Raw genomic sequence first — 25,356 nt, forward strand, 5'->3', positions numbered from 1 at the left:
GTGCGCGCGGTCGCCCTCGGGGGCGGCCACGGTCTGCACGCCACGTTGTCCGCGGTGCGGCGGGTGACCCCCGACGTGACCGCGATCGTCACCGTGGCCGACGACGGCGGGTCGTCCGGCCGGCTGCGCCGCGAACTCGGGCTGCTGCCGCCGGGCGACCTCCGGCAGGCCTTCGCCGCGTTCGCCGCGGAAGACGGTGGCACCCTGTGGGCCGAGGTCTTCCAGCACCGCTTCGGCGGTGACGGCGCGCTGGCCGGGCACGCGGTGGGGAACCTGCTGCTGGCCGGGCTGTTCGAGGTGCTCGGCGACCCGGTGGCGGCGCTCGACGAAGCGTGCCGCCTGATGGGCGTCTCGGGTCGCGTGCTGCCGATGTCGCCGGAGCCCCTGGAGATCGTAGGCCAGGTCAGCGGCCTCGACAGCGAAAACCCGGACGCTCTGCGCACGATCCGCGGGCAGGTCGCGGTGGCGACCACACCCGGGCAGGTGCAGCGCGTCAGTCTGCGTTCACCGGGCGGCTCGGGGCGGCCGCCGCTGGCGTGCGAGGAAGCGGTGGAAGCCGTGCTCGGCGCCGACGTCGTCTTCCTCGGCCCGGGCTCGTGGTTCACGAGCGTTTTACCTCACCTGCTGGTGCCCGGCCTGCACGACGCGCTCGTGAAGACCACCGCGACGAAGGTGCTGGTGCTGAACCTTGTCCCCCAGCCGGGGGAAACCGCGGGATTCTCCCCGGAGCGGCACCTGGACGTACTCTTCGAGCACGCGCCCGATCTGCGGGTGGACGCGGTGATCGCGGACCGCGATTCCGTGCCCGACCCGGCGAATCTCCGGCGCGCGGCGGAACGGCTCGGCGGGCGCGCGCACCTGGGGGCGGTGGGCGACCCGGAAGTGGCGGGACGGCATGATCCTGATGCGCTCGCGCGATGCATGCGGGAGGCTCTCGGTCTCGGCAGGGGCGGGGAGCACGGGGGAGGAGCGAAAGGCAGGGAGGGGCAGTAATGGCGATGACCGCCGCGGTGAAGGACGAACTGAGCCGGCTGGAGATCACGAAGATCGGGCCGCGCCGGGCGGAGGTCGCGTCGCTGCTTCGCTTCGCTGGCGGGCTGCACATCGTGGCCGGCCGGGTGGTCGTGGAGGCGGAGCTGGACACGGGCTCGGTCGCCCGGCGGCTGCGCAAGGAGATCCACGAGCTCTACGGCCACCATTCGGACGTCCACGTCATCACCGCCAGCGGCGGGCTGCGCAAGGGCACCCGGTACGTCGTGCGCGTGGTCAAGGACGGTGAGGGCCTGGCCCGCCAGACCGGGCTGATCGACCAGCGCGGCCGCCCGGTGCGCGGGCTGCCCGCGGCCGTGGTGTCCGGGGGAGTGGCCGACGCGGAAGCGGCGTGGCGGGGCGCGTTCCTCGCCCACGGGTCCCTGACGGAACCGGGCCGCTCGTCGTCCCTGGAAGTGACGTGCCCCGGCCCGGAGGCGGCACTGGCGCTCGTCGGCGCGGCCCGGCGGATGGGCATCCAGGCGAAGTCGCGCGAAGTCCGTGGCGCCGACCGCGTGGTGGTCCGCGACGGCGACGCGATCGGCGCGCTGCTGACCCGCCTGGGCGCGCACACGAGCGTCCTGCAGTGGGAGGAACGCCGCATGCGCCGCGAGGTCCGGGCGACGGCGAACCGCCTGGCCAACTTCGACGACGCGAACCTGCGCCGCTCGGCCCGCGCGGCGGTGGCGGCGGCGGCCCGCGTGGAGCGTGCCCTGGAGATCCTCGGCGACACGGCTCCGGACCACCTGCTGGCGGCGGGCAAGCTCCGGCTGTCCAACCGGCAGGCGTCCCTGGAGGAGCTGGGCCAGCTGTCGGACCCGCAGATGACGAAGGACGCGGTGGCCGGGCGCATCCGCCGGCTGCTGGCGATGGCGGACAAGCGGGCCAAGGACCTGAACATCCCGGACACCGAGTCCGCGGTCACGCCGGAGATGCTCGAAGAAGAAGACGCCTGACGAGGTCCCGCAGCCACGCCTCGGAGAGCGCCGGCTCGCGGTCGAGGACCCGGGCGAGCCGGGCGCGGACGGCCGGGGTGCGTCCGGCTTCGACGACGGCGACCGCTTCGGCCAGCGCCCGGCGGGTCCGGTGGTCGCGAGCGGGCGTGCGGACGTCTCCGTCGGCCCAGAGTTCCCGGCCGAACGAGCGCGTCAGCTTCTGCTGCCGGTCGGCGAAGTAGCTGAACACGGCCGACTCGACGGAGACGTTCCGGATCGTCAGGTCCCGTGCCCAGCCGGCGTGCTGCTGCCACCGGTGGGTGTTCGGGCTGGTGTGCGTGCGCCGGGTCAGGCCGGCGATCCGGACCCGGCGGCGGACGGCGGCCCAGTCGGCGCGTTCGTCGGCGGCCCAGTCGCGCAGGATGTCCAGCAGCTGCCGCAGCGTCCGGCCCGTCGACACGACGTCGACGAACACGACGGGCCGGGACCCGCGGCCGAGCGCGGCGGGGCTCAGTCCGTGCGCGGTCAGGTTGGCGCGCAGCTGCGCGACTTCGGCCGGGTGGAGCCGGCCGTGCGGCCAGCCGTCGACGGACGCGGTGGACAACGGCAGCAGGTGCAGCCGCCCCGGGTCCGGCAGGGCACCGCCGAGCAGGTCGAACACGGAGTCGACGGACCGGCCGACGAAGTACAGCTCACCGTCCTCGGACCGCGCGAGCACCTTGGCGGCACAGTCGATCAGCTCGTCGAGGAACCACAGATCCGGCTCGGGAAGGCCGTCGAGCAGGGAGCCGAGGTGGTCGGGGCGCACGAGGCCCCAGCGGAACGGCCGGTTCGGTTCGATCACGCGGGCATCGCGCGTTCGCACTCGGCCATCAGCTCCGCCAAGCGGTCCGGTCCGGCCGCGCCACCACCGGGAACGTCGCGCGACGAGGTCCCGGCCGGACCGTCGAGAGCGGGCAGCGCACAGCCACCGCGGCGGGCGAGGACGGCCGCCGTCGCCACGAACCCTTCGAGCAGTGCGCGGGTGATCGGGTGCGAGGTCGCGCGGTATTCGGCGACGAGTGCGCCGACGAACTCCGCGAAGACCGCGCCGTCGATCGGGTGGTCGTCGGGATCGCCGGGGGTCACGCCGATCCCGGACGGCCGCCCGGCCGGCGTGACCAGTGCCTCCGCCAGGCGCGCGAACAGCCGCCCGGGCCCGTTCGAGGGGGTCCAGACGTCCTGGCCGTCGATGCTGAAGCACTGGCTCATCGGCGCCGAGCCTAGAACGCGCGCCGCCGCCGGTCAGCCGGTTTTCCGCCGGTGCGGTTAACGGGATCGGTGCCGCCGGGGCGATCTCGTAACACCGCGGTAGCACCGGGGAGCGGCCGCCGAAACGCGGCGCGTCGAACCTCGGGATGGATACGCCGAACGAGGGAAGGGGTACCCATGCGCACGAGCACGAACGGCGCGCGGCTGCAGGTTTCGCCGGAGGTCGGCACCTGGCTCGCCCGGCGCAGCAGCAAAGCGGGGGACTGGACGGCGGAAGACCTGGTCGCGGCCAAGCGCGGCACGACGGTCTCGGTCGTGATCCCGGCGCGCAACGAAGAAGCCACTGTCGGCGCGATCGTCACCGCGATCCGCGAGGAACTCCACGAGCACCACCGGCTGGTCGACGAGATCCTCGTCGTCGACAGCCACTCGACCGACGCCACCGCCGAGGTGGCCGCCGCGGCCGGGGCGCGGGTCGTCGCGCAGGACGCCGTCTTCCCCGCCCTCGAAGGACTGCAGGGCAAGGGGGAAGCCCTCTGGAAGGGCGTCGCGGCCACCACCGGCGACCTCGTCGTCTTCGTCGACGGCGACCTCTACGACTTCACCACGAGCTACGTCACCGGGCTGCTCGGCCCGCTGCTCACCGACCCGTCCGTGGCCTACGTCAAGGGCTTCTACCACCGCCCGCTCAACGGCGCGGCCGGCAGCGAGCCCGAAGGCGGCGGCCGCGTCACCGAGCTCGTCGCGCGGCCCCTGCTCAACATGTTCTGGCCGGAGCTGGCCGGGTTCGTGCAACCCCTCGCGGGCGAGTACGCGGGGCGGCGCGAGGTGCTGGAGAGCATCCCGTTCGTCGTGAACTACGGCGTCGAGATCGGGCACCTCATCGACCTGGTCGAGCTGCGCGGCCTCGACGCGCTGGCCCAGGTCGACCTCGGCCACCGCGTCCACCGGCACCAGAGCACGCAGGCGCTGGGCCGGATGTCCGGGCAGATCATGCAGACGCTGTTCGACCGCCTGGAGCGCTACGACCGGCTGGTCACGGCCATCCCGCCGGCCACGATCCTGGCGCAGTTCCAGCGCGGCGCGTCCGCGGACGGCGTCGAGCGAGAACTGGTGCTGACCGACCTGACGTCGCGGCAGCGCCCGCCGCTGGCGAGCCTGCCGGTGACGCTGCGCCCGGAGAACGAACGGACCCTGCAGGACACCGCGTAGGTCACTCGGCGAGCGCGCGGGCTTCGACGGGCTGCCAGCCGGGCGGCCCGACCACGTAGCCCGCGCGCTCGCGCCACGTCCGCGCCCCGCGGAGGTCGCGCAGGATCGAGCCGTACTCGTGGAAGCCGACCTTGAGCAGGTGGTACGTCCCGATGTTCTTCGTCAGCCCGTAGGTCGGCCGCTTGCCTTCGGGCACGAAACTGCCGAACAGCCGGTCCCAGATGATGAAGATGCCGCCGTAGTTGGCGTCCAGGTACTCGGCGTCGCTGCCGTGGTGGACGCGGTGGTGCGACGGGGTGTTGAAGACGTACTCGAACCAGCGCGGCAGCTTCCCGATCTTCTCGGTGTGCACGAAGAACTGGTAGACGAGGTCGATCGAGAGGCCGGTCAGGATCATCCACGGCGGGATCCCGCACAGCGCCAGCACCGACCAGAACGGCAGCTGGAAGTACGGGGTCCACTTCTGGCGCAGCGCCGTCGAGAAGTTGTAGTGCTCGCTGGAGTGGTGCACCTGGTGCCCGGCCCACAGCAGGCGCACGCGGTGGCTGGCGCGGTGGTAGGCGTAGAAGACCAGTTCCTGGCCGAGCAGCATGAGCACCCAGGTCCACCAGTCGCGCGGGTCGAACTTGACCGGCGCGAGCTCGAACAGCGCGGCGAAGACGACGAGCATCACCAGCCGGAACAGCGCGTTGACGCCGACCGCGACGGTGCCCATCAGCATGCTCGTGCGGGTGTCGGCCGGGCTGTAGCCGATCACGTTGTCGTCGTGCCCCAGCACGTGCACCGCGACGACCTCGATCGCCACGAACAGCACGAACACCGGGATCGCGAACAGCACGGGGTCGCGCAGGTGCGCCAGGAACTCGGCCACGTCGCCTCCTTGGATCTGACCCGGCGGTAACTTACCCTCGGGTCACTTTACGCACGGTAGGCTCTCCGGCGTGACGCAGTCAAGGGCGGTCGGGACCAAGGGCATGCCCCGCGAAGAGCGGGAAGCCCAGCTCGTCGTGGCCGGCACCGAGGAGTTCGGCCGGGCGGGCTACGCGGGCGCGTCGATGGTCGAGATCGCGCGCCGCGTCGGCGTCACGAAGCCGTTGCTTTACCAGTACTTCGGCTCCAAGGACGGGCTCTACCTGGCCTGCCTGCACCGCGCGGGCGACCGGCTGACCGAGGGCGTCGCGACGACCATGGCGGCCGGCGGCGAGCCCGAGCGGATGCCGCTGAAGGTGCTCTCGGCGATCTTCACGACGTTCGACCACGACCGGTACGCGTGGCGCCTCCTGCGTGACGAGACGGTCCCCGCGACGGGCGACATCGCGGCCGCGGCGGCCGACTACCGGCGCCGCCTGGACGCGTTCGCCCTGCTCGGCGCGACCCAGCTGATGACGGCACGCGGGCTGGCCGACCCCGTGGACATCGAGGCGATCGCCCAGGTGTGGACCGGCGTGGTCGACTCGCTGATCAGCTGGTGGATCGACCGCCCGGGCGAGGACGCGGCGGCGATGACGGCCCGCTGCGCGCGGATCATGACGGGCCTGTTCGGCTGGTGACCCGCCGTTGCCGGACCAAAGCCTCTGAAGGCCGCTCCCGGCCACACCGCTTGTCCGGCGTTCAAGACCACGGAGAGTGGTCCTCGGCGAAACTCTTCCCGAACGGCGTAGCGAAACCGGTGCCGTTCACGATTAATCAGGGAAGCCATCGTGTCGAGAGGTTGTCCCATGCCCGAGCCCGTCGCCCCCGTCCCGGTCGATCCCCGCCTCGCCGCGCGGTTCACCGAGGACCTGCTCGACGGCTGCCGCGTCCTGGCGAAGGACTACGGCTACCGGCCGGCCCAGTTCGAGCGGATGGTGCGCGAGCACGGCGGCGTCGAAGCGGCCCGGCTGCTGCTGCGCGGCGCCGGGACCGCCGGCGGGTTCACGGTCCTCTGGGAGAAGAACCAGCTCGGCCGCAGCTCCGAGGCGACCATGCTGCGCGACGAGTACGCCGAGCTGTTCACCCCCGACGAGCTCCTGCTCGCCCGGCGGCGCCTGGAGGAACACGGCTTCGACGTCGACGCCCATCTCCGCAGCATCGCCGGACCCGGCTGAGGGGGAGCAGGGCGGCAGGGGTGACCGGCGCCGCTCCGGTCACCCCTGCCGCGGCTTCTAGGCTGCCGCGCCGGACTTCCCGCGCAGCGCGACGCTGCCCGCCGAGGCGTCCTTGACCGCCGTCTCGGCCTGGGCCATCGTCGAGGACGAGCTCAGACCGGGGAACTTCAGCCGCACGATCACGTTGTCCAGCACCGACGGCGTGCCGCCGTTCTTGTCGTTGTTCGTCGACGTCAGCCACAGCCCGCCGTCCGGGGACTTCGTGACCGAGCGCAGCCGGCCCCAGCGGCCGGAGAACAGCGTCGACACGGTGCCGACGCCGGTGCCCGCGGAGTTCATCTGCGTCGCGAACATCTGCTGCCCGGTGACGCCGGCGATGTAGATCCAGTCGTTGACGATCTCGAGCCCGCTCGGCCCGGCCTGCGACGTCGACCACGTCTTCTTCGGGGCGATGAAGCCACTGCAGCTGCCCTGCGTGCCTTCGCAGCTCGGCCAGCCGAAGTTGCCGCCCTTCTGGATCAGGTTGAGCTCGTCCTGGCTGCTCTCGCCGAACTCCGCCGCCCAGAGCTGGCCGCGGGAGTCCCAGGCCAGGCCCTGCGGGTTGCGGTGGCCGTAGCTCCAGACGTACCGAGCGTTGCCGCCGGTTCCGAAGAACGGGTTGTCGGACGGAGCCGATCCGTCCGGGTTCAGCCGGAGGATCTTCCCGTTGAGCGAACTCTTGTTCTGCGCGTTGTCGCTGTTCTTCGCGTCGCCGACGGTGGCGTACAGCTTGCCGTCCGGGCCGAACTTGATCCGCCCGCCGTTGTGGTAGCGGTTCTTCGCGATCCCGGTCAGCACCGGCGTCGACGTCGAGGACAGCGTGGTGCCGTCGTAGGTCATCTTCACGATCCGGTTGTCGCCGGATGCGGTGTGGTACAGGTAGATCGCGTGGTCACTCGACCAGTTCGGCGAGATCGCCAGGCCGAGCAGGCCGCCTTCGCCGGTGGTGCCGACCGCGCCCGGCACCTTGCCCAGCGTGGTCTTCTGGCCGGACGGCGTCACCAGCAGGAGCTCGAACCGGTCCCGCTCGGTCACCAGCGCGTTGCCGTTCGGCAGGAAGCCCACCGACCAGCCGAGGTCGACCTTCGCGATGTCCTTGTCGTACTCCGGGATGCCGCCCGCGCCGCCCGGAGCGCTCGTCTTGGCGGTGACCGCGTTGCTCGCCGCGGAGCTGTTGCCGTCGGGGTCGCGCGCCTTGACCGTGAAGGTGTACGAGGTGTCCGGGTTCAGGTTCGTCACGGTCGTCCCGAGCGAAGTCGTGGTCGCGACCTTCGTGGCGCCCTGGAAGACGTCGTAACCGGCGACCGTGCCGCCGTTGTCGGTGGAAGCGTTCCACGCCAGGGAAACGCTGTTCGCGGTGACGCCGGTGGAGCGCAGGTTGCCCGGCACGCTGGGCGGGGTGGTGTCGTCGCTCGGCGGCGTGGTGAAGGTGACCACGTTGCTCTGCTGCGACGGGTTGCCCGCGGCGTCGAACGCGCCGACCGAGATGTCGTAGGCGGTGTTCGGGGTCAGGTTGTCGACGGTCGCGCTCGTCGTGGTCCCGTCGACGGTCTTGAGGATGTTGCCGCCGCGGTTGATCTCGTAGCGCACGACACCGACGTTGTCGGTCGCGGCGGTCCAGAAGAACGTCGCGGCGGTCGGGAGGATGGTGCCCGCCTTGAGGTTCGACGGCGGCGACGGCGGTTCGCCGTCGCTCGGCGCGGTGAAGGTGTCGGTGAGCTTGTCCGCGTTCGGGCCGCCGTTGGCGGTGGTCGCCGTGGTGCGGATCTTGTTTATGCCGGCGGTGAGCTGGACGGTCGCGGTGACGGTCTTCCACGTCGTCCACGCGCCGGTGGCGGGGAAGTCGACGGTGCCCTTGTCGCCGCCGTCGACGACCAGCTTCACGGGCCGGTTGTTGGCGGTTCCGTTGGCGTAGCGGAAGGTCAGGGTGTGCGTGCCCGCCTGCGCGGCGTTCACGGAGTATTCGACGTAGCTGCCGGCGACGTTGTCGAAGTTGACGAACCCGGTGCCGGAGTAGCCGGCGTGGTTCGATTCGACGGCGCCCTGGGAGACCACGGCGTTCTCGGACTCGTAATCCGTTGGGGCGGCCGCGAAAGCGCTTACCGGGCTGAGTGCGGTGAGGCCGAGCGCCGCGACGGCGGTACCGGCCAGTACCACGCGCCACGGGGGACGGGGTGCCACTGGGAGCCTCCTGCGTGGGTCGGGGGACAGGGGGTGACCGGGGCGGAACTGGTCGGCGGACCACCGGAACCGGATCTAATAGTTAGGAAAGTTTCCTATCTATAGGGAGAGATTTCACACCCTCCGAACGGGCCGTGTCAATACTCGACACGGGCGCTCACCCGTGGTGAAGAAGGGTTTCCCGCTCACCGGTGCGTGCACCCGGCTCGCGGACACCAGCGCCCCAATGTGGCATTGGGTGCGTGGGACGCACCGAACGCCACATTGGGTGCGTGGGACGCACCGAACGCCACATTGGGTGCGTGGGACGCACCGAACGCCACATTGGGGCGCTCGATGCGTCAGCCGGCGATCCGGGTGTCGGACGCGGTGGTTTCGCCCGCCCAGTCGCGCGGTGCGAGGAAAGCGGCCAGCGCCGCTTCCGGGCTCCCCGGCTCCGGCGCGAACCCGGCGTCCCACCGGACCAGCGGCGGCAGCGCCGCCAGCACGGCCTCGGCTTCGGCCCGCGTGGCCGAAGCCGCGTGGAAGAGCGCGGACTCCGCGAACCGCCCGCGCCGGTGGAGCTGCCACTGCCGCTCGCGCTCGCCGTGCGGCAGGTCGCGTCGCCGTCGCACGATCGGCAGGTACGCGGGGGCGATCGTCGCGATGCCCGCCGCCGTGAACGCGGCTCCGCGCCGCCAGCCGTGCGGGCCGGCCGGGCTGAGGTGGTCGAAGGCGATGCCGCCGAGCCCGTGCGGCTCGTCGCGGTGCGGCAGCCGGAACCGGTCGTCGGCGGTGCGCTTCGCCTGCGCGTGGAACGCCGGGTCGAGTGTGTCGCAGTGGTGCCTGAGCACCCGGTGGAAGTGCGTCGCGTCCTCGGCGAAGCCGTAGCACGGGACGAGTTCGACGGCGCCGCCGAACCACCAGGTGTCCCCGGATTCGCAGTACCGGAAGTGCGCCTGGAACGCGGGCACGTGGGGATTGCGCGGGTGGATCACGACCGACAGCCCGCTGGTGAAGTACCCGCCGTCGGCCGCGGCCGTCACGCAGACCCCCGCGCGCTCGAAGACGTCCCCGCCCTCCAGCAGGCGCGTCCGGCCCCGGCCGAACCGGGCCCCGCCGTCGAGGCGTTCCAGCTCCGCGACCAGCTCGCGCTGCCCGGAGTTCATGATCGCCTTGACGGCGTCCCGTCTGCTGTCCTCACCCGAAAGCATGGCCCCCACCCCCACCGGCAGGGTACCGCGAAAACCCGGTCAGCCGGCGATCTCGGCCCGCGCGATGACCTTGGTGATCTTCGCCCGGACGAGCGATTCCTCGGGTACGGCGTTGCGCTTGCCGTACTCCTCGGCCCGCGCGGCGCCCATGTACCGGCCACCGAGCCGGGTCGCCCAGTCGAGCATCTCCTCGAAGTCGTGGGTGAGCCGCGCCTCGGCGGTGAACTGCACGTAGGAGTACGGCGGCTCCTGGTCGTCGACGACGAGGGAGATCCGCGGGTCGCGGGCGATCGCCTTGCCCTTGAGGGTGTCGGTGCCGGTGGTGAAGACCAGCTCGTCGCCGTCCGGGCCCTCGTCCAGCAGGAACCAGATCGGGGTGACGATCGCGGCACCGTTGGCCCGGACCAGGCCGAGCTTGCCCGTCCGGGTCCCTTCGGAGGCGAACTTCCACCACTCGTCACGGCTCATCTCACGCATGAGGGGGACGTTATCCCGTCACCCGAGCGTGCGCAGAGGGTGGCCGACTAGCCTGGCCAGCTGTGCGAGACGACGACAGGGCCGCGATGGGACTGGCCGACGAGGGGCTGACCCGCCGCCTCAAGGCGCTGGCCTGCACCGCTCCGCTGCACGACCTCGACGCGCGGAAGGCGAAGCTCGACTGGGCCGACGCCACGATCTACCAGATGGCCGAGATCGCGCTGCACACGATCGACCAGGTCACCATCGCGATGGACTTCGACACCGGCGCCGGCCACGACGAGGTCATCGACCGGCTGCTGCCGTTCATCGCGCAGCAGGCGCCGTCGCGGATGCCCGAGGAGCACGTCCGCGTGGCGAAGTGGGTCCTCGACAACCTGATCAACGTCGGCACCACCGAACGCGGCTTCCGGCGCGTCTACGGCTCGATGGGCCCGGGCGGCTACCAGCGGCGCCAGTTCGACTTCAAGCTGCTCGTCGAGCTGGCCGCCCGCGACGGCGAGGTCTACCTGCGCGCCACCGACGAGGCGATCAACGTCCTCGTCGGCGCGCTGGACACCGACGTCGAGTCGGCCCAGATCGCCGCCGAGGTCAAGCTCGAGAACCTCATCAACCGCGGGCGCTTGGCCGACGCGAAGCTGGCCGCCGAGCAGGCGCGCTACCGGACCGTCCAGTACGGCGAGACGCTGCGCGCGAAGCTCGACGCGACCCGCCGCGACGTCCGGTCGGTCGACTGGGAACGCGAGGTCCCGGAGCTCCTGGACAGCGCGCTGAGCCACATCGAAGCCCGGTTCCGCGCCGAGAACGCCATCCTCAAGAACATCACCACCGCCCGCGACGAGACCGAGGACCTCGACCGCAAGCGCCGCGCCGCCGAGCTCGTCGACATCGTCGGCGACTGCATCCGCCGGCACACCCGCCTGCAGTCCCGGCTCGCCGACGCGGGCGCGGTGTTCCGCGCCGAGCAGGACCGCCAGCAGTTCTCCGGCCCGCCCCAGCGCGCGACCCTGGATCTCTTCGGCCAGCTCCTCGTGCCCACCCTGGGCCTGCCGCTGGCCGACGCCGTCGCACCCGCCGAACACTTCTTCCACGCCGCCGCCGGCATCACCGCGCCGGTCGTGCCGTCGCTGTCCTCGCTCGTCTCCCTGCTGCTGCGGCCCGCGCCGGAACGCGATCAACTGGTCGGGGAGATCCCCGAGCCCGAGCTCATGCCCGCCGAGGTCACCGACAAGTTCGGCGACGACGTCTGGCGCGCCGCCGACGAACTCCTCGACCTGCCCGAGGTCCCGCGCCGGCTGTCCGGCCTGCTCGAAGAAGCCCGCCGCAGCCGTCAGCCCGGGCTCCCGGCCCTGGTCGCGCTGCGCGCGGTGCACGCCTACAGTCCCGGCATCGGCGCCGCCCGGCGCCAGGGCGACCGCTCGGTCCTCCTGGCCGTCGACGACGGCACGCTGCTCGACGACCCGGACTTCGGCGGCGCCGACCTGCTCCTGTCCACCGCCGCCGTAGAGCGTGCCGACGAAGAAGAGGAAGTCGCGTAATGGCGCTGTCCCACAGCAGCGTGGACGCCGAAGCCGCGGCCCGGCTGGTCGCCTTCGGCATGCGGCCGAAGCAGCTGCCCGCGCGTGACGTCGTCTACGGCGACCTCGTGCGCCGCTACGGCGAGGACAACGCGTTCAAGGCGCTCACGCACGCCGTCGCCGCCGGGCTCGGGCTCATGGTCCTCGAGGTCAACCAGCAGGCCGGCGCGGTCCTCGCGGCGACCGACGAGTCCGTGTTCGAGATCAAGATGGACTCCTACGCCCGGCAGGCCAAGATCCGCGAGCGCCGCGAGACGGAGAAGGTCCTGCACGGCCTGATCCACCTCGCCGCCGCGGCGCTGGGTTACCCGCGCCCGGACGACCTCGCCAACGACACCTACATCGGCCGCGTCAGCGTCGAGCAGGTCGACGCGATGGTCCGCGAAGCCGCCCGCATGCTCGACGAGCGCGCCGCGGCGGCCGAGGCCAACAACGACCCCCTGGCCGACGCGCCCGAGCTCGAACAGGCCTGGCGCGCCTACGCCCGCCGTCCCGCGGCCGCCGCCACCAAGGACGGCCGGCTCGCCGCCGACACCACCCGCGGCATGGTCAGCCGCGCCCTGCGCTTCCTCGCCGACCAGGGGTTCCTGGTCCCGGTGAGCGACGAGCAGGGCGGCACCTACCGGACCACGCCGCGCTACCAGATCCAGGTCCGCGAGCTCGCGGCCGACGCCGCCTTCGACGACCTGCTCGCGCTCGACGTCGTGGCCGTCGCGAACGACGGCGGGACGCTGCGCGCGGCCGCGTCGGACACGCTGTAGAGGGGAATCGATGTACGAGCTTTCGCGGGTCCGCCTGCATTCCGTGGGCCCGGCGGGCGCCCGGTACCAGGACGTCGTGCTCGACTTCAGCGGCGTCGGCGCCAAGATCACCGCACCCCAGCAGGACGCGCTGTTCAGCGCCGGCATCCACGCGACCGGCCCGGCCGAGCTGCGCCGCCCCTCGCCGGCGAGCGTGCTGTTCCTCGAGAACGGCGGCGGCAAGTCCGTCCTCATCAAGCTGATCTTCTCGGTCATGCTGCCCGGCCGCCGCCAGGTCGTCGGCACCACGAGCACCAAGGTCCTCGAGAAGTTCGTCGCCGCCAAGGACGTCTCGCACGTCGTGCTGGAGTGGCTGCACGTCGAAAGCGGCCACCGGATCATCACCGGCAAGGTCTCCGAATGGCGCGGGCACGTCGTGTCCGCCGACTCCGAGAACCTCGCCGACTCCTGGTACTGCTTCCGCCCGACCGCCGCGCTGGGGCTCGACTCCCTGCCGATGACCCAGGACGGCCGGCTGCTCACCATGTCCGGCTTCCACGACAAGCTCGCCGCCGCCCAGCTGGCCGAACCCGAGCTGGAACTGTCCTGGACCCGCCGCCACCACGAGTGGACCGGCCGGCTCGACGGGCTGGGCCTCGACACCGAGCTGTTCCGGTACCAGCGGGCGATGAACGCCGGCGAAGGGGAAGCGGCGGACGCGTTCGCCTTCGGCACCGACGACGCGTTCGTCGAGTTCCTGCTGAAGGCGGTGATCTCCGAGGACGAGCCGAAGGACCTCGCCGAGGTCGTCTCGACGTATTCGCACAACCTCGCGCAGCGCGGAGACCTGTTGTCCGAGCGCGACTTCGTGGCCGGTGCGCTGGACCTGCTGGGGCCGCTGGCCGCCGAGGAAGGCGTCGCCGCGGAGTCGCGGAAGATCGCCGAGTCGGCCAAGGCCGCCATGGCGGAGCTGGCCGGGCGCGTCGTCGCGCGCGACGAGCTGGAGAACGCGCGGCTGTCCGGGCTCGAGGAGCACGTCACCGAGGTCAAGTCCGCGGAGAAGCTCGCCGAGGGCGACCACCGGAGGCTCGCCGCGGGGGTCACGGAACTGCGCCGACTGGTGGCGGTGCTGCGCCTGGACGAGGCCCAGGAGGCCCGCAAGCGCGTCGACGCCGAACTCGCCGAGGCCAAGACCGCGGCCGAAGCCTGGCGCGAAACCGCGACCGTGCTCAACCAGCTCAACGCGGCCCGCAAGGCGAAGGACCTGCGCGAACTCGTCGGCAGCCGCGAGGAGAAGGCGCGTCCCGCACTGCAGGCGCGCAATGACGCGGCTTCGGCGCTCGCCCGCGGGTTGCACGCCTTGGCGCAGGACGCCCAGCGGCAGGCCGACAAGGCCGAGGCGCACGCGGGTGCGTTGCGGGCCGAGGCCGAAAAGGCCCAGACCGAGCGCGACGAGGCCGCGAACCTCGCGGCCGGGCGGCGGGCCGAAGCCCGCGGGCTGACCACGCGGATCACCGAGCTGCGCGAAGAGGTCCAGAACGCCGTCCGCGCCGGGCTGCTGCCTTCGGGTGCCGACGTCGCGGAGGCTTCGCGGGCCGCTCGAAGCGCCGCCGAAGCGGCGTCCGCCGAGCTGGCCCGGCGTGAGCAGGAGCTGGACCGCGTCGCGGCGGATCTCCAAGCGGCACAACGGGCCGTGAACGAGGCGCACCAGCTGGCGGGCACCACCCAGGACCGCTTCGAGCGCGCCACCGAGGACCTCGACCGCGCCCATCGCCGCACCGACGCGCTCGCCGCCGAGAGCCGCCTGGTCGAGCTGCTCGGCGCCGACGACGTCGCGTTGGAGAGCGACCTGCCGGTGCTGCTGGAGCGGCTGCGCGAAGCGAGCGCGGCCGTCGAGAAGGAGCAGACCGCGCTGCGGATGGAGGAGTCCGCCGACGAACGGGCCCTGGCCGCCCTCGGTTCGGGTGGGCTGCTGCCGCCGCCGGAAGACGTCCAAGCCGCTCTGGACGTTTTGGAGGAAGCCGGGATCACGGCGTGGTCCGGCTGGCGGTATCTGTCCAAACTAGACTCCGGTCGTCGCGCCGAAGTGCTGGAAAGCCTGCCACAGCTGGTGTCCGGCGTGCTCCTCAACGACGCGGCGCACGTCGATCGCGCCCGCGAAGTGCTCACGAAGCGGCGGCTGCTGCCGTCCGCGACCATCGCCGTCGGCACCACCGAAGCACTGCTGGCCGAGGTGCCCGCCGCACCCGGCGTCGAGTTCCTCGTGCCGCCGAACCCCGCGATGTACGACGAAGAAGCCGCCGACGCCGAGCGGGAAGCCGTGGCCCGCCGGCACACCGAGCGGCAGCGGCGCCTGGAAGCGCTGGCCGCCAAGCTGTCCGCGGACGGCGCCTTGACGTGGAAGCTCACCACCTGGCGCGAGGACTACCCGCCCGGCGCGATCGCTACCCTCGCCGAGCAGGCTCAGGCCGCGCGGACCGCGCGCGAGACCGCGCGCACGGCGCTGGAGCAGGCCGACGCGGAATTCGCGCGGTTGAGCGAAAAGGCCGCGTCGCTGCGCGAGCGCGTCCCGGAACTGCGCGCGGCCGCGGCCGAAGCCGAGGAGAAAGCGCGACGGCTCGGGGAGCTGGGGGCCCGCAGCGCGCGGATCGCCGAGTGGACCGAAGACGTCGAGCGCGCCACCGAGGTCGCCGAACGCGCCGACCTGCAGGCCGCCGACGCCGCGGGCAAAGCCGCGCGGCTGCGCGAGCAGGCGGGTGAGGAGCAGCGCACCGCCGACGGCCACCGCCGCACCGCGACCACCGCCCGTGCCGAGCTGGCCGAGGTCCCGGGCGCGGCCGAAGCGGCCGACGGCCCGGTGCCGGCCGAGCCCGTCGACGCGCTGCGCCGGACCTACTTGTCAGCGTCCGAGTCGTACGCGAAGGTCGAGGTCGGCAGCGACCTGCGGGCCGAGCTGGAGCAGGCCGAGTCCGCCGAAGCCGCCGCGGGATCGGCCGTCGAGTCGCTCGACGAAGCCGTCCGGGTCCGTGCCGCCGAACTGCTCGAGACGCCGGACGGTTCCGACGCCTCGGCCCGCGCGGCCGCGTTGGCGCGCGCCCGCCGGGTCGTCGACGGCCTGGAGGACGAGCGCACCGAAGCCATCGGGCTCGTCTCGACGCGGCGCGCCGAGCTGGACGCGCTGCCGCTGCAAAACGGCGTCAACGGGGAGAAGCCGCGCGACATCGAGCACGGCCTGGAGCTGATCGACGCCGCCGGGCTCGAGGTGTCCGTGGCCGCGCGGAAGTGGGAAGAGCTGCAGGAACGCCGGGCGGCGGCCGAAGCGACGCTGGAGTCGGCCCGCACTTCGGCGTCGGGCTTCTCGCTGCTCGCGCAGTCGATGGCCCACTTGGTGACCGACACGGACGCGGTGGCCTACGACGGCGACGTCGAGACCGCGCGAGCTCAGCACGCGCGGCTGAACGCCACCTTCAGCGAGGCCCAGGAAGCCGCCGACGCGGGCGACCGCCGGGTGCGCGCGGCGGCCGACCAGCTCGCGCAGTACGCGACGGAAAAGCGGTTCGAGAAGCTGAGCACGCCGGTGCGCCAGCAGGTCATCTCGGTCAAGCGCGACCAGCTGCCCGCGCACGCCGCCGAGTGGGCCGAGGCGCTGCGGCCGCGGCTGCGGTCGCTCACCGACGACCTCGCGCAGATCGACCGGCACCGCGGCGGCATCATCACGCGCCTGCAGGGCATGGTGGACGGCGCGCTCCGGACGTTGCGCTCCGCCCAGCGCGTGTCCCGGCTGCCCGACGGCCTCGGCGACTGGTCCGGGCAGGAGTTCCTCCGCATCCGCTTCACCGAGCTGGAGGACAACGCACTCGCCGAGAAGCTCGGCGAGGTCGTCGACGAGGCCGCCGTGGGCAAGACCGCCGACGGCCGCGACGTCAAGCGCGACGGGCTTTCCCTGGTGCTGCGCGGAGTCCGGGCCGCGGCGCCCAAGGGCTTCCGCGTCGACATGCTCAAGCCGGACTCGGTGCTGCGGACCGAACGCCAGCGCGTCTCGGAGATCCGCGACGTGTTCTCCGGCGGCCAGCAGCTCACGGCCGCGATCATCCTGTACTGCACCCTCGCCGCGCTGCGGGCCAACAACCGCGGCAAGGCCCGCAACCGGCACTCGGGCGTGCTGTTCCTGGACAACCCGATCGGCCGCGCGTCGGCCGGGTACCTGCTGGAGCTGCAGCGGGCGGTGGCCGAGGCGCTGGGCGTGCAGCTCATCTACACGACGGGCCTGTTCGACGCGGGTGCGCTGGCGGAGTTCCCGCTGATCGTGCGGCTGCGCAACGACGCCGACCTGCGGGCCGGTCGCAAGTACCTGTCGGTGGACTCGACGATCCGCACCTCCCTGGACGACCTGGGCGACCCGGACGGCGTCGCGCGGCTGTCGGCGACGCGGATGTTCAGCCGGCCGGCCGAGCAGGATTCCGCTGAGGACGAACAGACGGCCTGACGGGAACATCTCCCGCGGTTCCGTGGTTGCCCGGCGCATGACGAACCTGGGGGCGCTGGGCGCCACGTTGGGCACGACCGGGCCGGAGACCGTCACGGTCGCGGCCGAGCTGGAGGAGCTGGGGTACGCGACGCTCTGGCTGCCGGGCGGGCAGGGCAGCAACCTGCCGCTGATCACCGAAGTGATCCACGGGACCGCCGAGATCCCGGTGGCGAGCGGCATCCTGCCGGTCGACCGGGTGCCCGCCGCCGACGTGGCGCGGGCGTACGCGGACCTGCCGGCCGGGCGGTTCGTGGTCGGCCTCGGCGGCGCCCACGGCCCGCGTCCGCTGGCCACGCTGAACGACTACCTGGACGAGCTCGACGACACGGTCCCCGCGTCCGAGCGCATCCTTTCCGCGCTGGGCCCGAAGATGCTGGAGCTGTCCCGGGATCGCGCGTCCGGTGCCTACCCGTTCCTCGTGACGACGGACTACGTCGCCTCGGCGCGGGAGATCCTCGGCGCGGGCAAGCAGCTGGTGGTCCTGCTGAGCGTCGTCGCGGAGGCCGACGCCGGTGCCGCCCGCGAGCGGGCTCGCGAAGGTTCGCTGCGTTTCCTGGCCGGGATGCCCGGCTACGCGAACAACTTCCGCCGCATGGGCTTCACCGACGCCGACATCACGGACCTCTCGGACCGGCTCGTCGACGGCCTCACCGTGCGCGGCGACCTCGACACGGTCGTGGCGCGCCTGCGCGAGTACCGGGCAGCGGGGGCGGACCAGGTCGTCGTCCCGGCCGGTGACCTGCCCCGCGAGTGGTGGCCGGCGCTGGCGGAGGCCCTGCGGTGACCTCGGCCCGGGCCCGCGGGCTCACGCACGTCGTCCCGGCGGAGGTGTCCCTGCAGGACGCCCTCGCCGCGGTCGCCGATCCCGTGCGCCGCAGCATCCTGCGCTCGCTCGCCGAGGTCCCGGAGTGGACGAAGGCGTGCGGCACGTTCGACCTGCCGGTGGCGAAGGCGACGCTCAGCCACCACTTTTCGGTACTGCGCGCGGCGGGCTTGATCGAGCAGCGCGACGCGGGCCCACGGCGGTTGAACCGCTTGCGGCGCCCGGAGTTCGACGCGGCGTTCCCGGGGTTGCTGGACCTGGTGCTCAGTCACCCCGGCCGGTGAAGGCGAGGGTGGTGCCGAGGCCGATCATGACGAGGGTCGAGGATGACCTTCACGAGAGCCACGGCCGCACGCCCGGCGAAAGGGAGACTCATGGCCAGGAACAGCAAAGAGCACCCGATGGGGTTGGTGCCCGACGACGAGTTGCTGACGCGGGGCGAGGCCGGCGGCTACACGAGTGAAATCGTGTGGCGCAAGCAGATGCTCCTCGAGAGCCGCCGTCAGACATTGCTCTTGACGGAGATCCGGGACCACTTCAAGTCCTGGGCCGTCGAGGAGTAGGCGCTTCCCGCGGCAAGGGCTTGCTTTCCTTCGAGCGCGGCATCGCTGGTGCTCAGTCACCCCGGCCGGTGAAGGCGAGGGTGGTGCCGAGGCCGATCATGACGAGGCCGCCGGTGCCGCCGACCGCCTCCAGGCGCTTCGGTGAGCGGGCGAACCACGCCCGGGCCGTGCCCGCCACCAGCGCCCAAGCGGAGTCGGTGGCCAGTGCGATCGCCGGCAGGCACAGGCCGAGCAGCAGCATCTGGACCGCGACGGACCCGGCGCGCGGGTCGGCGAACTGCGGCAGCAGCGCCGCGAGGAACACGATCGACTTCGGGTTCGCGAAGCCGACGACGAACCCGTCGCGCAGCACCGCCAGCACGCGGCCGGGCTTGGCGGGCACCTTCGCGGCCATCGCGTCGGTGAGCTTCCTGCGGTGCCGCAACGCCTGGACGCCCAAGTACACGAGATAAAGCGCGCCGGCGATCTTGATCGCGGTGAACACCGCGGCCGACGTCGTCACGAGCACGCCGAGGCCGAACGCGACCGCGACGACCTGCGTGTAGACGCCGACGGAGTTGCCCACGACCGTGAGCAGCGCGTCGCGCCGCCCGACCGTGAGCGCGCGGCTGATGGTGAAGAGCACGCTCGGACCGGGGACCACGACCATGAGGAACGTCAGCGCGGCGAAGGCCGCGAAGTGCGCACCGGAGACCATTCCGCGAGCGTAAACGGCCCCCGGCCGGGCGACCAGGCGTTTTTGTCGGTGCCGGGTGGTATCAACAGCGGGTGCCTCCGAAGATCAGCACCCAGCAGCGCCGGGCCCGCCTCGCCGTCCGGCACCACCTGGCCGCGCCCGCGGCCACGGTGGAGGACGCCGTGGCCGGGGTCGTCGCCCTGCACGCCACCGACCCGGCGACCGTCCACCTTTCGGCGTGCGCGCGGCTCGCTTCCCCGGCGATCGCCGCGGTGGAACGGGCTTTGTACGAAGAACGCACCCTGCTGCGGCTGCTGGGCATGCGCCGTACGGTCTTCGTCACCGGACTGGACACGGCGGCGCTCGTGCAGGCCGCCTGTTCCGCCGACATCGAAGTCAAGCAGCGGAAGCTCCTGGAGCAGCACCTCGGTCAGCAGGGGCACCCGGAGAACGTGCCGGAGCCCGCGAACTGGCTGCGGGACGTCGAAGCGTCGGTCGAAGCGGCGCTGCGGGCCCGGGGTTCGGCGACGGCGCAGCAGCTCAGCGAGGACGAGCCCCGGTTGCGGCAGCAGCTGCTGATGGCGGCGGGGAAGCCGTACGAGGCGATCGGGAACGTCACCAGCCGGGTGCTGTTCCTGCTCGCGGCGGCCGGCCGGATCGTCCGCGGGCGTCCGCGTGGGAGCTGGATCAGCACCCAGTACGTCTGGCATCCCCTGGACGAGTGGGTACCCGGATTGCCGGCGTGGGACGCGGAGGAGGCGCGGGCCGAGCTGGCGCGGCGCTGGCTGCGCGCGTACGGCCCGGCGCCGGTCTCGGACCTGCGGTGGTGGACGGGCTGGACGGCGAGCCAGACGAAGAAAGCCCTGGCTGTGGTGAAGCCGGCGGAGGTCGACCTCGACGGCGTGCCGGGAGTGGTGCTGCCGGACGACCTCGAGCCGGTGCCGTCGCCGCCGCCGTGGGTGGCCTTCCTGCCGGCGCTGGACCCGACCCCGATGGGCTGGCAGGAGCGCGACTGGTTCCTGGGCGCGCACCGGCCGGCGCTGTTCGACCGCAGCGGCAACATCGGCCCGACGGTCTGGCTGAGCGGCCGCGTGGTCGGCGGCTGGGCCCAGCGCGCGTCGGGGGAGATCGCGTTCCGGCTGCTGGAGGACGTCGGGAGCGAGGCATCGGCCCTGATCGAGGCGGAGGTGGAGCGCTGCGCCGGGTGGTACGGCGAGGTCCGGGCGGTGCCGCGGTTCCGCACGCCGCTGGAGCGGGAGCTGGCGGGATGAGCCGGTCACTGGATCGGTCGAGTCATCGACCTCACGTACCGCCCGCGGGCTCCCGCGGAGACCCCCGTGGAAGCCTCGGTTCCGGGTGATCCACTGAACCGTTCCAGTGGCTCGCCGACGCCGCCACTCGGCCCCTCGGGCGTACCCGGTCCTCCCAGCGGAAACAGGAGGATCGCGGGCCGCGCCGGTCCGCCGTGGTCCAGGTGTCGATCACGTGAACCCGACCCCGCTTCCGGCCCCGGCTTCTTAATCGATTCTTGACCCGTTCGCCAAGTGGTGGAAGTCTCGTCAGGGCAGTCAGGGACGCGCATGCCCGCACGCTAGGGTTGCCGCGAGCCCGCAAGTCACGGCCGGATGCCCCGGCCGATCCTCAGAGGAGTGGCAGCAGTGACCGTTCGCGTAGGTGTCAACGGCTTCGGCCGGATCGGCCGCAACTTCTTCCGCGCCGTCAAGGCGAGCGGCCACGACATCGAGGTCGTCGCGTTCAACGACCTCGGCGACGTCGCCACGATGGCCCACCTGCTGAAGTACGACTCCATCCTGGGCCGGTTCCCGGGTGAGGTCAGCGTCAGCGACGAGGGCATCGTCGTCGACGGCAAGACCATCAAGGCCCTCGCCGAGCGCGACCCGGCCAACCTGCCCTGGGGCGACCTGGGCGTGGACGTCGTGGTCGAGTCGACCGGCTTCTTCACCAACGCCGACGCCGCCAAGGCGCACATCGCCGGCGGTGCGAAGAAGGTCATCATCTCCGCGCCCGCCAAGGGCGAGGACCTGACCGTCGTCCTCGGCGTCAACGACGAGAAGTACGACGGCTCGCAGAACATCATCTCCAACGCCTCGTGCACCACCAACTGCCTCGGCCCGCTGGCCAAGGTCCTCAACGACGCCTTCGGCATCGAGCAGGGCCTGATGACCACGATCCACGCGTACACCCAGGACCAGAACCTGCAGGACGGCCCGCACAAGGACCTCCGCCGCGCCCGCGCCGCCGCGCTGAACGTGGTGCCCGCCTCGACCGGTGCCGCCAAGGCGATCGGCCTGGTGCTGCCGGAGCTGCTGGGCAAGCTGGACGGCTACGCGCTGCGCGTCCCGGTGCCGACAGGCTCGGCCACCGACCTCACGGTGACCCTGAAGAAGGCCGCCACGGTCGACGAAATCAACGCCGCCTACAAGGCCGCCGCCGATGGTCCGCTCGCCGGCATCCTGCGCTACTCGGTCGACCCGATCGTGTCCTCGGACATCGTCACCGACCCGGCGTCCTGCATCTACGACTCGCCGCTGACCAAGGTCATCGGCAACCAGGTCAAGGTCGTCGGCTGGTACGACAACGAGTGGGGCTACTCCAACCGCCTCGCGGACCTGATCAAGCTCGTCGGTTCGAAGCTCTGAGCCGGATGACCGTCAAGAACCTCGACGACCTGCTGGGCGAAGGCGTTCAGGGCCGCTACGTACTCGTGCGTTCCGACCTGAACGTCCCGCTCGACGGGGACCGCATCACCGACGACGGCCGGGTCCGCGCCGCGCTGCCGACGATCAAGAAGCTCGCCGACGCGGGCGCGAAGGTCGTCGTCACCGCGCACCTCGGCCGCCCCAAGGGCGAGCCGGACCCGAAGTACACCCTCGCGCCCGTCGCGAAGCGGCTCTCCGAGCTGCTCGGCGCCGAGGTCGCGCTGGCCGGTGACCTGGTCGGCGAGTCGGCCAAGGCGCTGACCGGAGCCCTGGCCGACGGCGGCGTCGTCCTGCTGGAGAACGTGCGCTTCGACGCGCGCGAGACCAGCAAGGACGCCGTGGACCGCTCCGAGCTGGCCGCCGAGCTGGGCGCACTCGTCCCGGGCGGCGCGTTCGTCTCCGACGGCTTCGGCGTGGTGCACCGCAAGCAGGCCTCGGTCTACGAGGTCGCTTCGGTGCTCCCGGCGTACGCGGGTGGCCTGGTGCTGGCCGAGCTCGACGTGCTGAAGAAGCTCACCGACGACGTCCAGCGGCCCTACGTGGTCGTGCTCGGCGGCGCGAAGGTGTCCGACAAGCTCGGCGTCATCGCGAACCTGCTGACCAAGGTCGACCGGCTGCTGGTCGGCGGCGGCATGGCGTACACGTTCCTCAAGGCCCAGGGCCACGAGGTCGGCCAGTCGCTGCTGCAGGCCGACCAGCTCGACCAGGTGAAGGGCTTCCTCGCCGAGGCCGAGAAGCGCGGCGTCGAACTGGTGCTGCCGGTCGACGTCCTGGCCGCCACCGAGTTCGCGGCCGACGCCGAGCACGAGGTCGTCGACGCCACCGCGATCCCGGCCGACCGCCAGGGTCTCGACATCGGCCCGCGCTCGCGCTCGCTGTTCGCGAGCAAGCTGGCCGACGCGCAGACCGTGTTCTGGAACGGCCCGATGGGCGTGTTCGAGTTCGAGGCGTTCTCCGGCGGCACGCGTGCCGTGGCCGAGGCGCTCGTGAAGAGCGACGCGTTCACGGTCGTCGGCGGCGGCGACTCCGCGGCGGCCGTCCGTCAGCTCGGCCTGCCCGAGGACGGCTTTTCGCACATCTCCACCGGAGGCGGGGCCTCGCTCGAGTACCTCGAAGGCAAGGAACTGCCGGGCGTCGTCGCCCTGGAGGAGAAGAACTAGTGGCACGCAAGCCGTTCATCGCCGGCAACTGGAAGATGAACCAGAACCACCTCGAGGCGATCGCGCTCGTCCAGAAGATCGCCTTCGCGCTGCCGGAGAAGTACTACGCGAAGGTCGACGTGGCGGTGCTGCCGCCGTTCACCGACATCCGCAGTGTGCAGACCCTGGTCGACGGCGACAAGCTGTCCCTCACCTACGGCGCCCAGGACATCGCGCCGCAGGACTCCGGCGCCTACACCGGCGACATCTCGGGCCTGATGCTGGCGAAGCTGGGCTGCAAGTTCGTCGCCGTCGGGCACTCGGAGCGGCGCGAATACCACGCCGAGACCGACGAGCTGGTCAACAAGAAGGTCAAGGCCGCGCTCAAGCACGGCATCACGCCGATCCTCTGCATCGGGGAGAAGCTCGAGGTCCGCGAGGCCGGCGAGCACATCCACCACACCACGACGCAGCTGATCGAAGGCCTGAAGGGCCTCAAGGCCGAACAGGTCAAGGACGTGGTCGTCGCGTACGAGCCGGTCTGGGCGATCGGCACCGGCAAGGTCGCCTCCTCGGCCGACGCCGAAGAGGTCTGCAAGGCCATCCGGGCCACCCTCCAGGAGAAGTACGGCGACGACATCGCTTCGTCCGTCCGGGTGCTCTACGGGGGATCGGTCAAATCGGGCAACATCAGCGAGCTGGTGGGCTGCGAGAACATCGACGGTGCCCTGGTCGGCGGAGCGAGCCTCGACGGCGAGGAGTTCACGAAACTCTGTGCACTCGCCGCGGGCGGGCCGCTGCCCTGATCGAGGCCACGACCGGGTAACCTGTGTATCCGGTCCGTCACACAGCAGTGGACGAGTCCAGGGGTACGGTGGTGGTCGGAAACGACCATGCCGTACCCCTGCATTCACCTAGAGCCCAAGGGATGACATGAAGCTGTTCCTGCAAATCCTGTTGATCGTCACCAGTGTCTTCCTGGTGGTCGCGGTGCTGCTGCACCGGGGCCGGGGTGGTGGCCTGTCGTCGCTGTTCGGCGGCGGGATGCAGTCGAGCCTGGCGGGGTCGAGCGTGGCCGAGAAGAACCTCGACCGCATCACCCTGCTGCTGGGCGCGGTCTGGCTGATCAGCATCGTGGGCCTGGGTCTGCTGCTCAAGGTGTGAGGCGTCCGGCGCCCCACCGTCGATCGCGACCGGGTCACGACGGCAGGGCGCAGCGATTCGGCGTGCCTATTGGGGGGCGCGCCGCCGATTCCTAGGTGTGAGGATTCATGGTTGGCGGTAACGCGATTCGAGGCACCAGGGTGGGTGCCGGTCCTACGGGCGAATCCGAGCGAGGTGAATCGGCGCCACGGCGCCGGGTCGGCTACTGGTGCGCCAACGGCCACGAAGCCCGGCCGTCGTTCGCGCTCGACGCGGAGATCCCCGACGAGTGGGACTGCCCCCGCTGCGGGCTCCCGGGCGGGCAGGACGAGAAGAACCCGCCGGCCGCACCACGGACCGAGCCGTACAAGACGCACCTGGCGTACGTGAAGGAGCGACGCAGCGACGCCGACGGCGAGGCCATCCTGGCCGAAGCCCTCGAGCGCCTGCGCCAGCGCCGGGAGATCATCTAAGCGTTCGCCGGCCGAAAAGCCACCCCGGGAACCCCGGGGTGGCTTTTCGCGCTTTCCGCCAGCCGATCCAGGTATTCGAGGCCACCACCGAGTCGACGCTCCGATCACGCGAGCCGACTGCTCAATCACGCGAGTCGACCTCCCAACCACGCGAGTCGACCCTCCAGACACGCGAGCCGACCCTCCAGGTACGCGAGCCGACTGTCTAGGTACGCGAGCCGACCCTCGGAATACGCGAGCCGACTCTCCAAGTACGCGAGCTGACCCTCGGAATACGCGAGCCGACCTTTCGGGCACCTGAGCCGACTCTCCAGGTACGCGAGCCGACTGGCTGGATGCGCGAGCCGAGCTTCTGGGTATGCGAGCCGACCTTTCAAGTACGTGGGCGGACTGTCCAGGTACAGGAGTCGACTCTCCAGGTACGTGAGCCGGCCGTCGGAGTGCGCGCACAGGCCTTCCCGGGGCGTTCGCGCCTTCCCGCGGCTGAGCAGCCCCCGTTTTCCACGCTACGGGAGAACACCGACAGTTCCGGACAAAGAAAGCCGCGAACGGCGGATTCCGGCCGCCACA

General features: G+C 71.7%; 24 protein-coding genes. 17 read left to right on the forward strand and 7 right to left on the reverse strand.

Features of this window, described 5'->3' with window-relative positions; translation table 11 throughout:
- Both yvcK and whiA read left to right on the forward strand, forming a co-directional pair.
- Positions 1-993: a uridine diphosphate-N-acetylglucosamine-binding protein YvcK gene (gene yvcK, locus AB0M83_RS19700; RefSeq protein ID WP_364518909.1), complete on the forward strand. Its 993-nt coding sequence runs from the start codon at positions 1-3 to the stop codon at positions 991-993.
- On the forward strand, positions 993-1,985 hold the full coding sequence (gene whiA, locus AB0M83_RS19705; protein ID WP_086671216.1) for a DNA-binding protein WhiA: 993 nt from the start codon (positions 993-995) through the stop codon (positions 1,983-1,985). The genes yvcK and whiA overlap by 1 nt, the downstream gene beginning before the upstream one ends.
- Here the strand turns inward: whiA and AB0M83_RS19710 are convergent.
- Together AB0M83_RS19710 and AB0M83_RS19715 are read right to left on the reverse strand one after the other, a co-directional pair.
- Positions 1,951-2,808, reverse strand: a complete 858-nt coding sequence (locus tag AB0M83_RS19710; RefSeq protein ID WP_364518911.1) for a hypothetical protein — start codon at positions 2,806-2,808, stop codon at positions 1,951-1,953. The genes whiA and AB0M83_RS19710 overlap by 35 nt on opposite strands.
- The gene (locus AB0M83_RS19715; RefSeq protein ID WP_364518913.1) at positions 2,805-3,215 is read right to left on the reverse strand and encodes a DUF6086 family protein; all 411 of its coding nucleotides are present in this window, start codon (positions 3,213-3,215) and stop codon (positions 2,805-2,807) included. The genes AB0M83_RS19710 and AB0M83_RS19715 overlap by 4 nt, the downstream gene beginning before the upstream one ends.
- A gap of 177 nt (positions 3,216-3,392) precedes the next feature.
- On the opposite strand from AB0M83_RS19715, the gene AB0M83_RS19720 reads away from it, so the two are divergent.
- Entirely contained in the window at positions 3,393-4,427 is a 1,035-nt protein-coding gene (locus AB0M83_RS19720) for a glucosyl-3-phosphoglycerate synthase (protein WP_364518915.1), read from the forward strand.
- 1 nt (position 4,428) lies between these two features.
- Here AB0M83_RS19720 and AB0M83_RS19725 read toward each other — a convergent pair whose 3' ends face one another.
- On the reverse strand, positions 4,429-5,298 hold the full coding sequence (locus AB0M83_RS19725; RefSeq protein WP_364518917.1) for a sterol desaturase family protein: 870 nt from the start codon (positions 5,296-5,298) through the stop codon (positions 4,429-4,431).
- A 70-nt stretch (positions 5,299-5,368) separates the two neighbouring features.
- On the opposite strand from AB0M83_RS19725, the gene AB0M83_RS19730 reads away from it, so the two are divergent.
- The gene (locus AB0M83_RS19730) at positions 5,369-5,977 is read left to right on the forward strand and encodes a TetR/AcrR family transcriptional regulator (protein ID WP_364518919.1); all 609 of its coding nucleotides are present in this window, start codon (positions 5,369-5,371) and stop codon (positions 5,975-5,977) included.
- 168 nt (positions 5,978-6,145) lie between these two features.
- Positions 6,146-6,514: a hypothetical protein gene (locus AB0M83_RS19735; protein ID WP_364518921.1), complete on the forward strand. Its 369-nt coding sequence runs from the start codon at positions 6,146-6,148 to the stop codon at positions 6,512-6,514.
- A 57-nt stretch (positions 6,515-6,571) separates the two neighbouring features.
- Here the strand turns inward: AB0M83_RS19735 and AB0M83_RS19740 are convergent, their stop codons facing one another.
- The 3 genes from AB0M83_RS19740 to AB0M83_RS19750 all read right to left on the reverse strand — a co-directional run bounded on the left by AB0M83_RS19740 (position 6,572) and on the right by AB0M83_RS19750 (position 10,404).
- The gene (locus tag AB0M83_RS19740) at positions 6,572-8,734 is read right to left on the reverse strand and encodes a PQQ-dependent sugar dehydrogenase (RefSeq protein WP_364518923.1); all 2,163 of its coding nucleotides are present in this window, start codon (positions 8,732-8,734) and stop codon (positions 6,572-6,574) included.
- 341 nt (positions 8,735-9,075) lie between these two features.
- Positions 9,076-9,927: a coproporphyrinogen III oxidase gene (locus AB0M83_RS19745; RefSeq protein WP_364518925.1), complete on the reverse strand. Its 852-nt coding sequence runs from the start codon at positions 9,925-9,927 to the stop codon at positions 9,076-9,078.
- Positions 9,928-9,966: 39 nt separating this feature from the next.
- Entirely contained in the window at positions 9,967-10,404 is a 438-nt protein-coding gene (locus tag AB0M83_RS19750; RefSeq protein WP_364518927.1) for a PPOX class F420-dependent oxidoreductase, read from the reverse strand.
- Positions 10,405-10,490: 86 nt separating this feature from the next.
- On the opposite strand from AB0M83_RS19750, the gene AB0M83_RS19755 reads away from it, so the two are divergent.
- The 6 genes from AB0M83_RS19755 to AB0M83_RS19780 all read left to right on the forward strand — a co-directional run bounded on the left by AB0M83_RS19755 (position 10,491) and on the right by AB0M83_RS19780 (position 18,635).
- A complete protein-coding gene (locus AB0M83_RS19755) occupies positions 10,491-11,942 on the forward strand; it encodes a hypothetical protein (protein WP_364518960.1) in 1,452 nt (483 codons plus the stop codon).
- Positions 11,942-12,742, forward strand: a complete 801-nt coding sequence (locus AB0M83_RS19760; protein ID WP_364518929.1) for a hypothetical protein — start codon at positions 11,942-11,944, stop codon at positions 12,740-12,742. Before AB0M83_RS19755 ends, AB0M83_RS19760 begins: the two co-directional genes overlap by 1 nt.
- Before the next feature lie 10 nt (positions 12,743-12,752).
- Complete coding sequence (locus AB0M83_RS19765) at positions 12,753-17,207, forward strand: hypothetical protein (RefSeq protein WP_364518931.1); 4,455 nt, start codon at positions 12,753-12,755, stop codon at positions 17,205-17,207.
- Between the two features lie 37 nt (positions 17,208-17,244).
- Positions 17,245-18,033, forward strand: coding sequence for a TIGR03620 family F420-dependent LLM class oxidoreductase (locus tag AB0M83_RS19770; RefSeq protein ID WP_364518933.1), 789 nt, complete (start codon positions 17,245-17,247; stop codon positions 18,031-18,033).
- Entirely contained in the window at positions 18,030-18,356 is a 327-nt protein-coding gene (locus AB0M83_RS19775) for a helix-turn-helix domain-containing protein (protein WP_364518934.1), read from the forward strand. Before AB0M83_RS19770 ends, AB0M83_RS19775 begins: the two co-directional genes overlap by 4 nt.
- A 90-nt stretch (positions 18,357-18,446) precedes the next feature.
- Positions 18,447-18,635 (forward strand): hypothetical protein, encoded by a 189-nt coding sequence (locus AB0M83_RS19780; RefSeq protein ID WP_364518936.1) that lies wholly within the window; start codon positions 18,447-18,449, stop codon positions 18,633-18,635.
- Positions 18,636-18,687: 52 nt separating this feature from the next.
- Here AB0M83_RS19780 and AB0M83_RS19785 read toward each other — a convergent pair whose 3' ends face one another.
- A complete protein-coding gene (locus AB0M83_RS19785) occupies positions 18,688-19,332 on the reverse strand; it encodes a LysE family translocator (protein ID WP_364518938.1) in 645 nt (214 codons plus the stop codon).
- A gap of 71 nt (positions 19,333-19,403) precedes the next feature.
- Here AB0M83_RS19785 and AB0M83_RS19790 point away from each other — a divergent pair, with 71 nt between their 5' ends.
- From AB0M83_RS19790 to AB0M83_RS19815, 6 genes are all read left to right on the forward strand, one after another.
- Positions 19,404-20,582 carry a winged helix DNA-binding domain-containing protein gene (locus AB0M83_RS19790; RefSeq protein ID WP_364518940.1) on the forward strand — a complete coding sequence of 393 codons (1,179 nt, stop codon included), beginning with the start codon at positions 19,404-19,406 and terminating at the stop codon, positions 20,580-20,582.
- A 387-nt stretch (positions 20,583-20,969) separates the two neighbouring features.
- A complete protein-coding gene (gene gap, locus AB0M83_RS19795) occupies positions 20,970-21,971 on the forward strand; it encodes a type I glyceraldehyde-3-phosphate dehydrogenase (protein WP_364518942.1) in 1,002 nt (333 codons plus the stop codon).
- A 5-nt stretch (positions 21,972-21,976) separates the two neighbouring features.
- Positions 21,977-23,191: a phosphoglycerate kinase gene (locus AB0M83_RS19800; protein WP_364518944.1), complete on the forward strand. Its 1,215-nt coding sequence runs from the start codon at positions 21,977-21,979 to the stop codon at positions 23,189-23,191.
- Positions 23,191-23,976, forward strand: coding sequence for a triose-phosphate isomerase (tpiA, locus tag AB0M83_RS19805; protein WP_364518946.1), 786 nt, complete (start codon positions 23,191-23,193; stop codon positions 23,974-23,976). Before AB0M83_RS19800 ends, tpiA begins: the two co-directional genes overlap by 1 nt.
- Before the next feature lie 127 nt (positions 23,977-24,103).
- The gene (gene secG / locus AB0M83_RS19810; RefSeq protein WP_086845181.1) at positions 24,104-24,334 is read left to right on the forward strand and encodes a preprotein translocase subunit SecG; all 231 of its coding nucleotides are present in this window, start codon (positions 24,104-24,106) and stop codon (positions 24,332-24,334) included.
- Positions 24,335-24,441: 107 nt separating this feature from the next.
- Positions 24,442-24,786, forward strand: a complete 345-nt coding sequence (locus AB0M83_RS19815) for an RNA polymerase-binding protein RbpA (RefSeq protein ID WP_086671261.1) — start codon at positions 24,442-24,444, stop codon at positions 24,784-24,786.
- The last annotated feature ends 570 nt before the right edge of the window (positions 24,787-25,356 follow it).

This window comes from Amycolatopsis sp. NPDC051106 (genome assembly GCF_040682775.1).
Lineage (GTDB): Bacteria > Actinomycetota > Actinomycetes > Mycobacteriales > Pseudonocardiaceae > Amycolatopsis.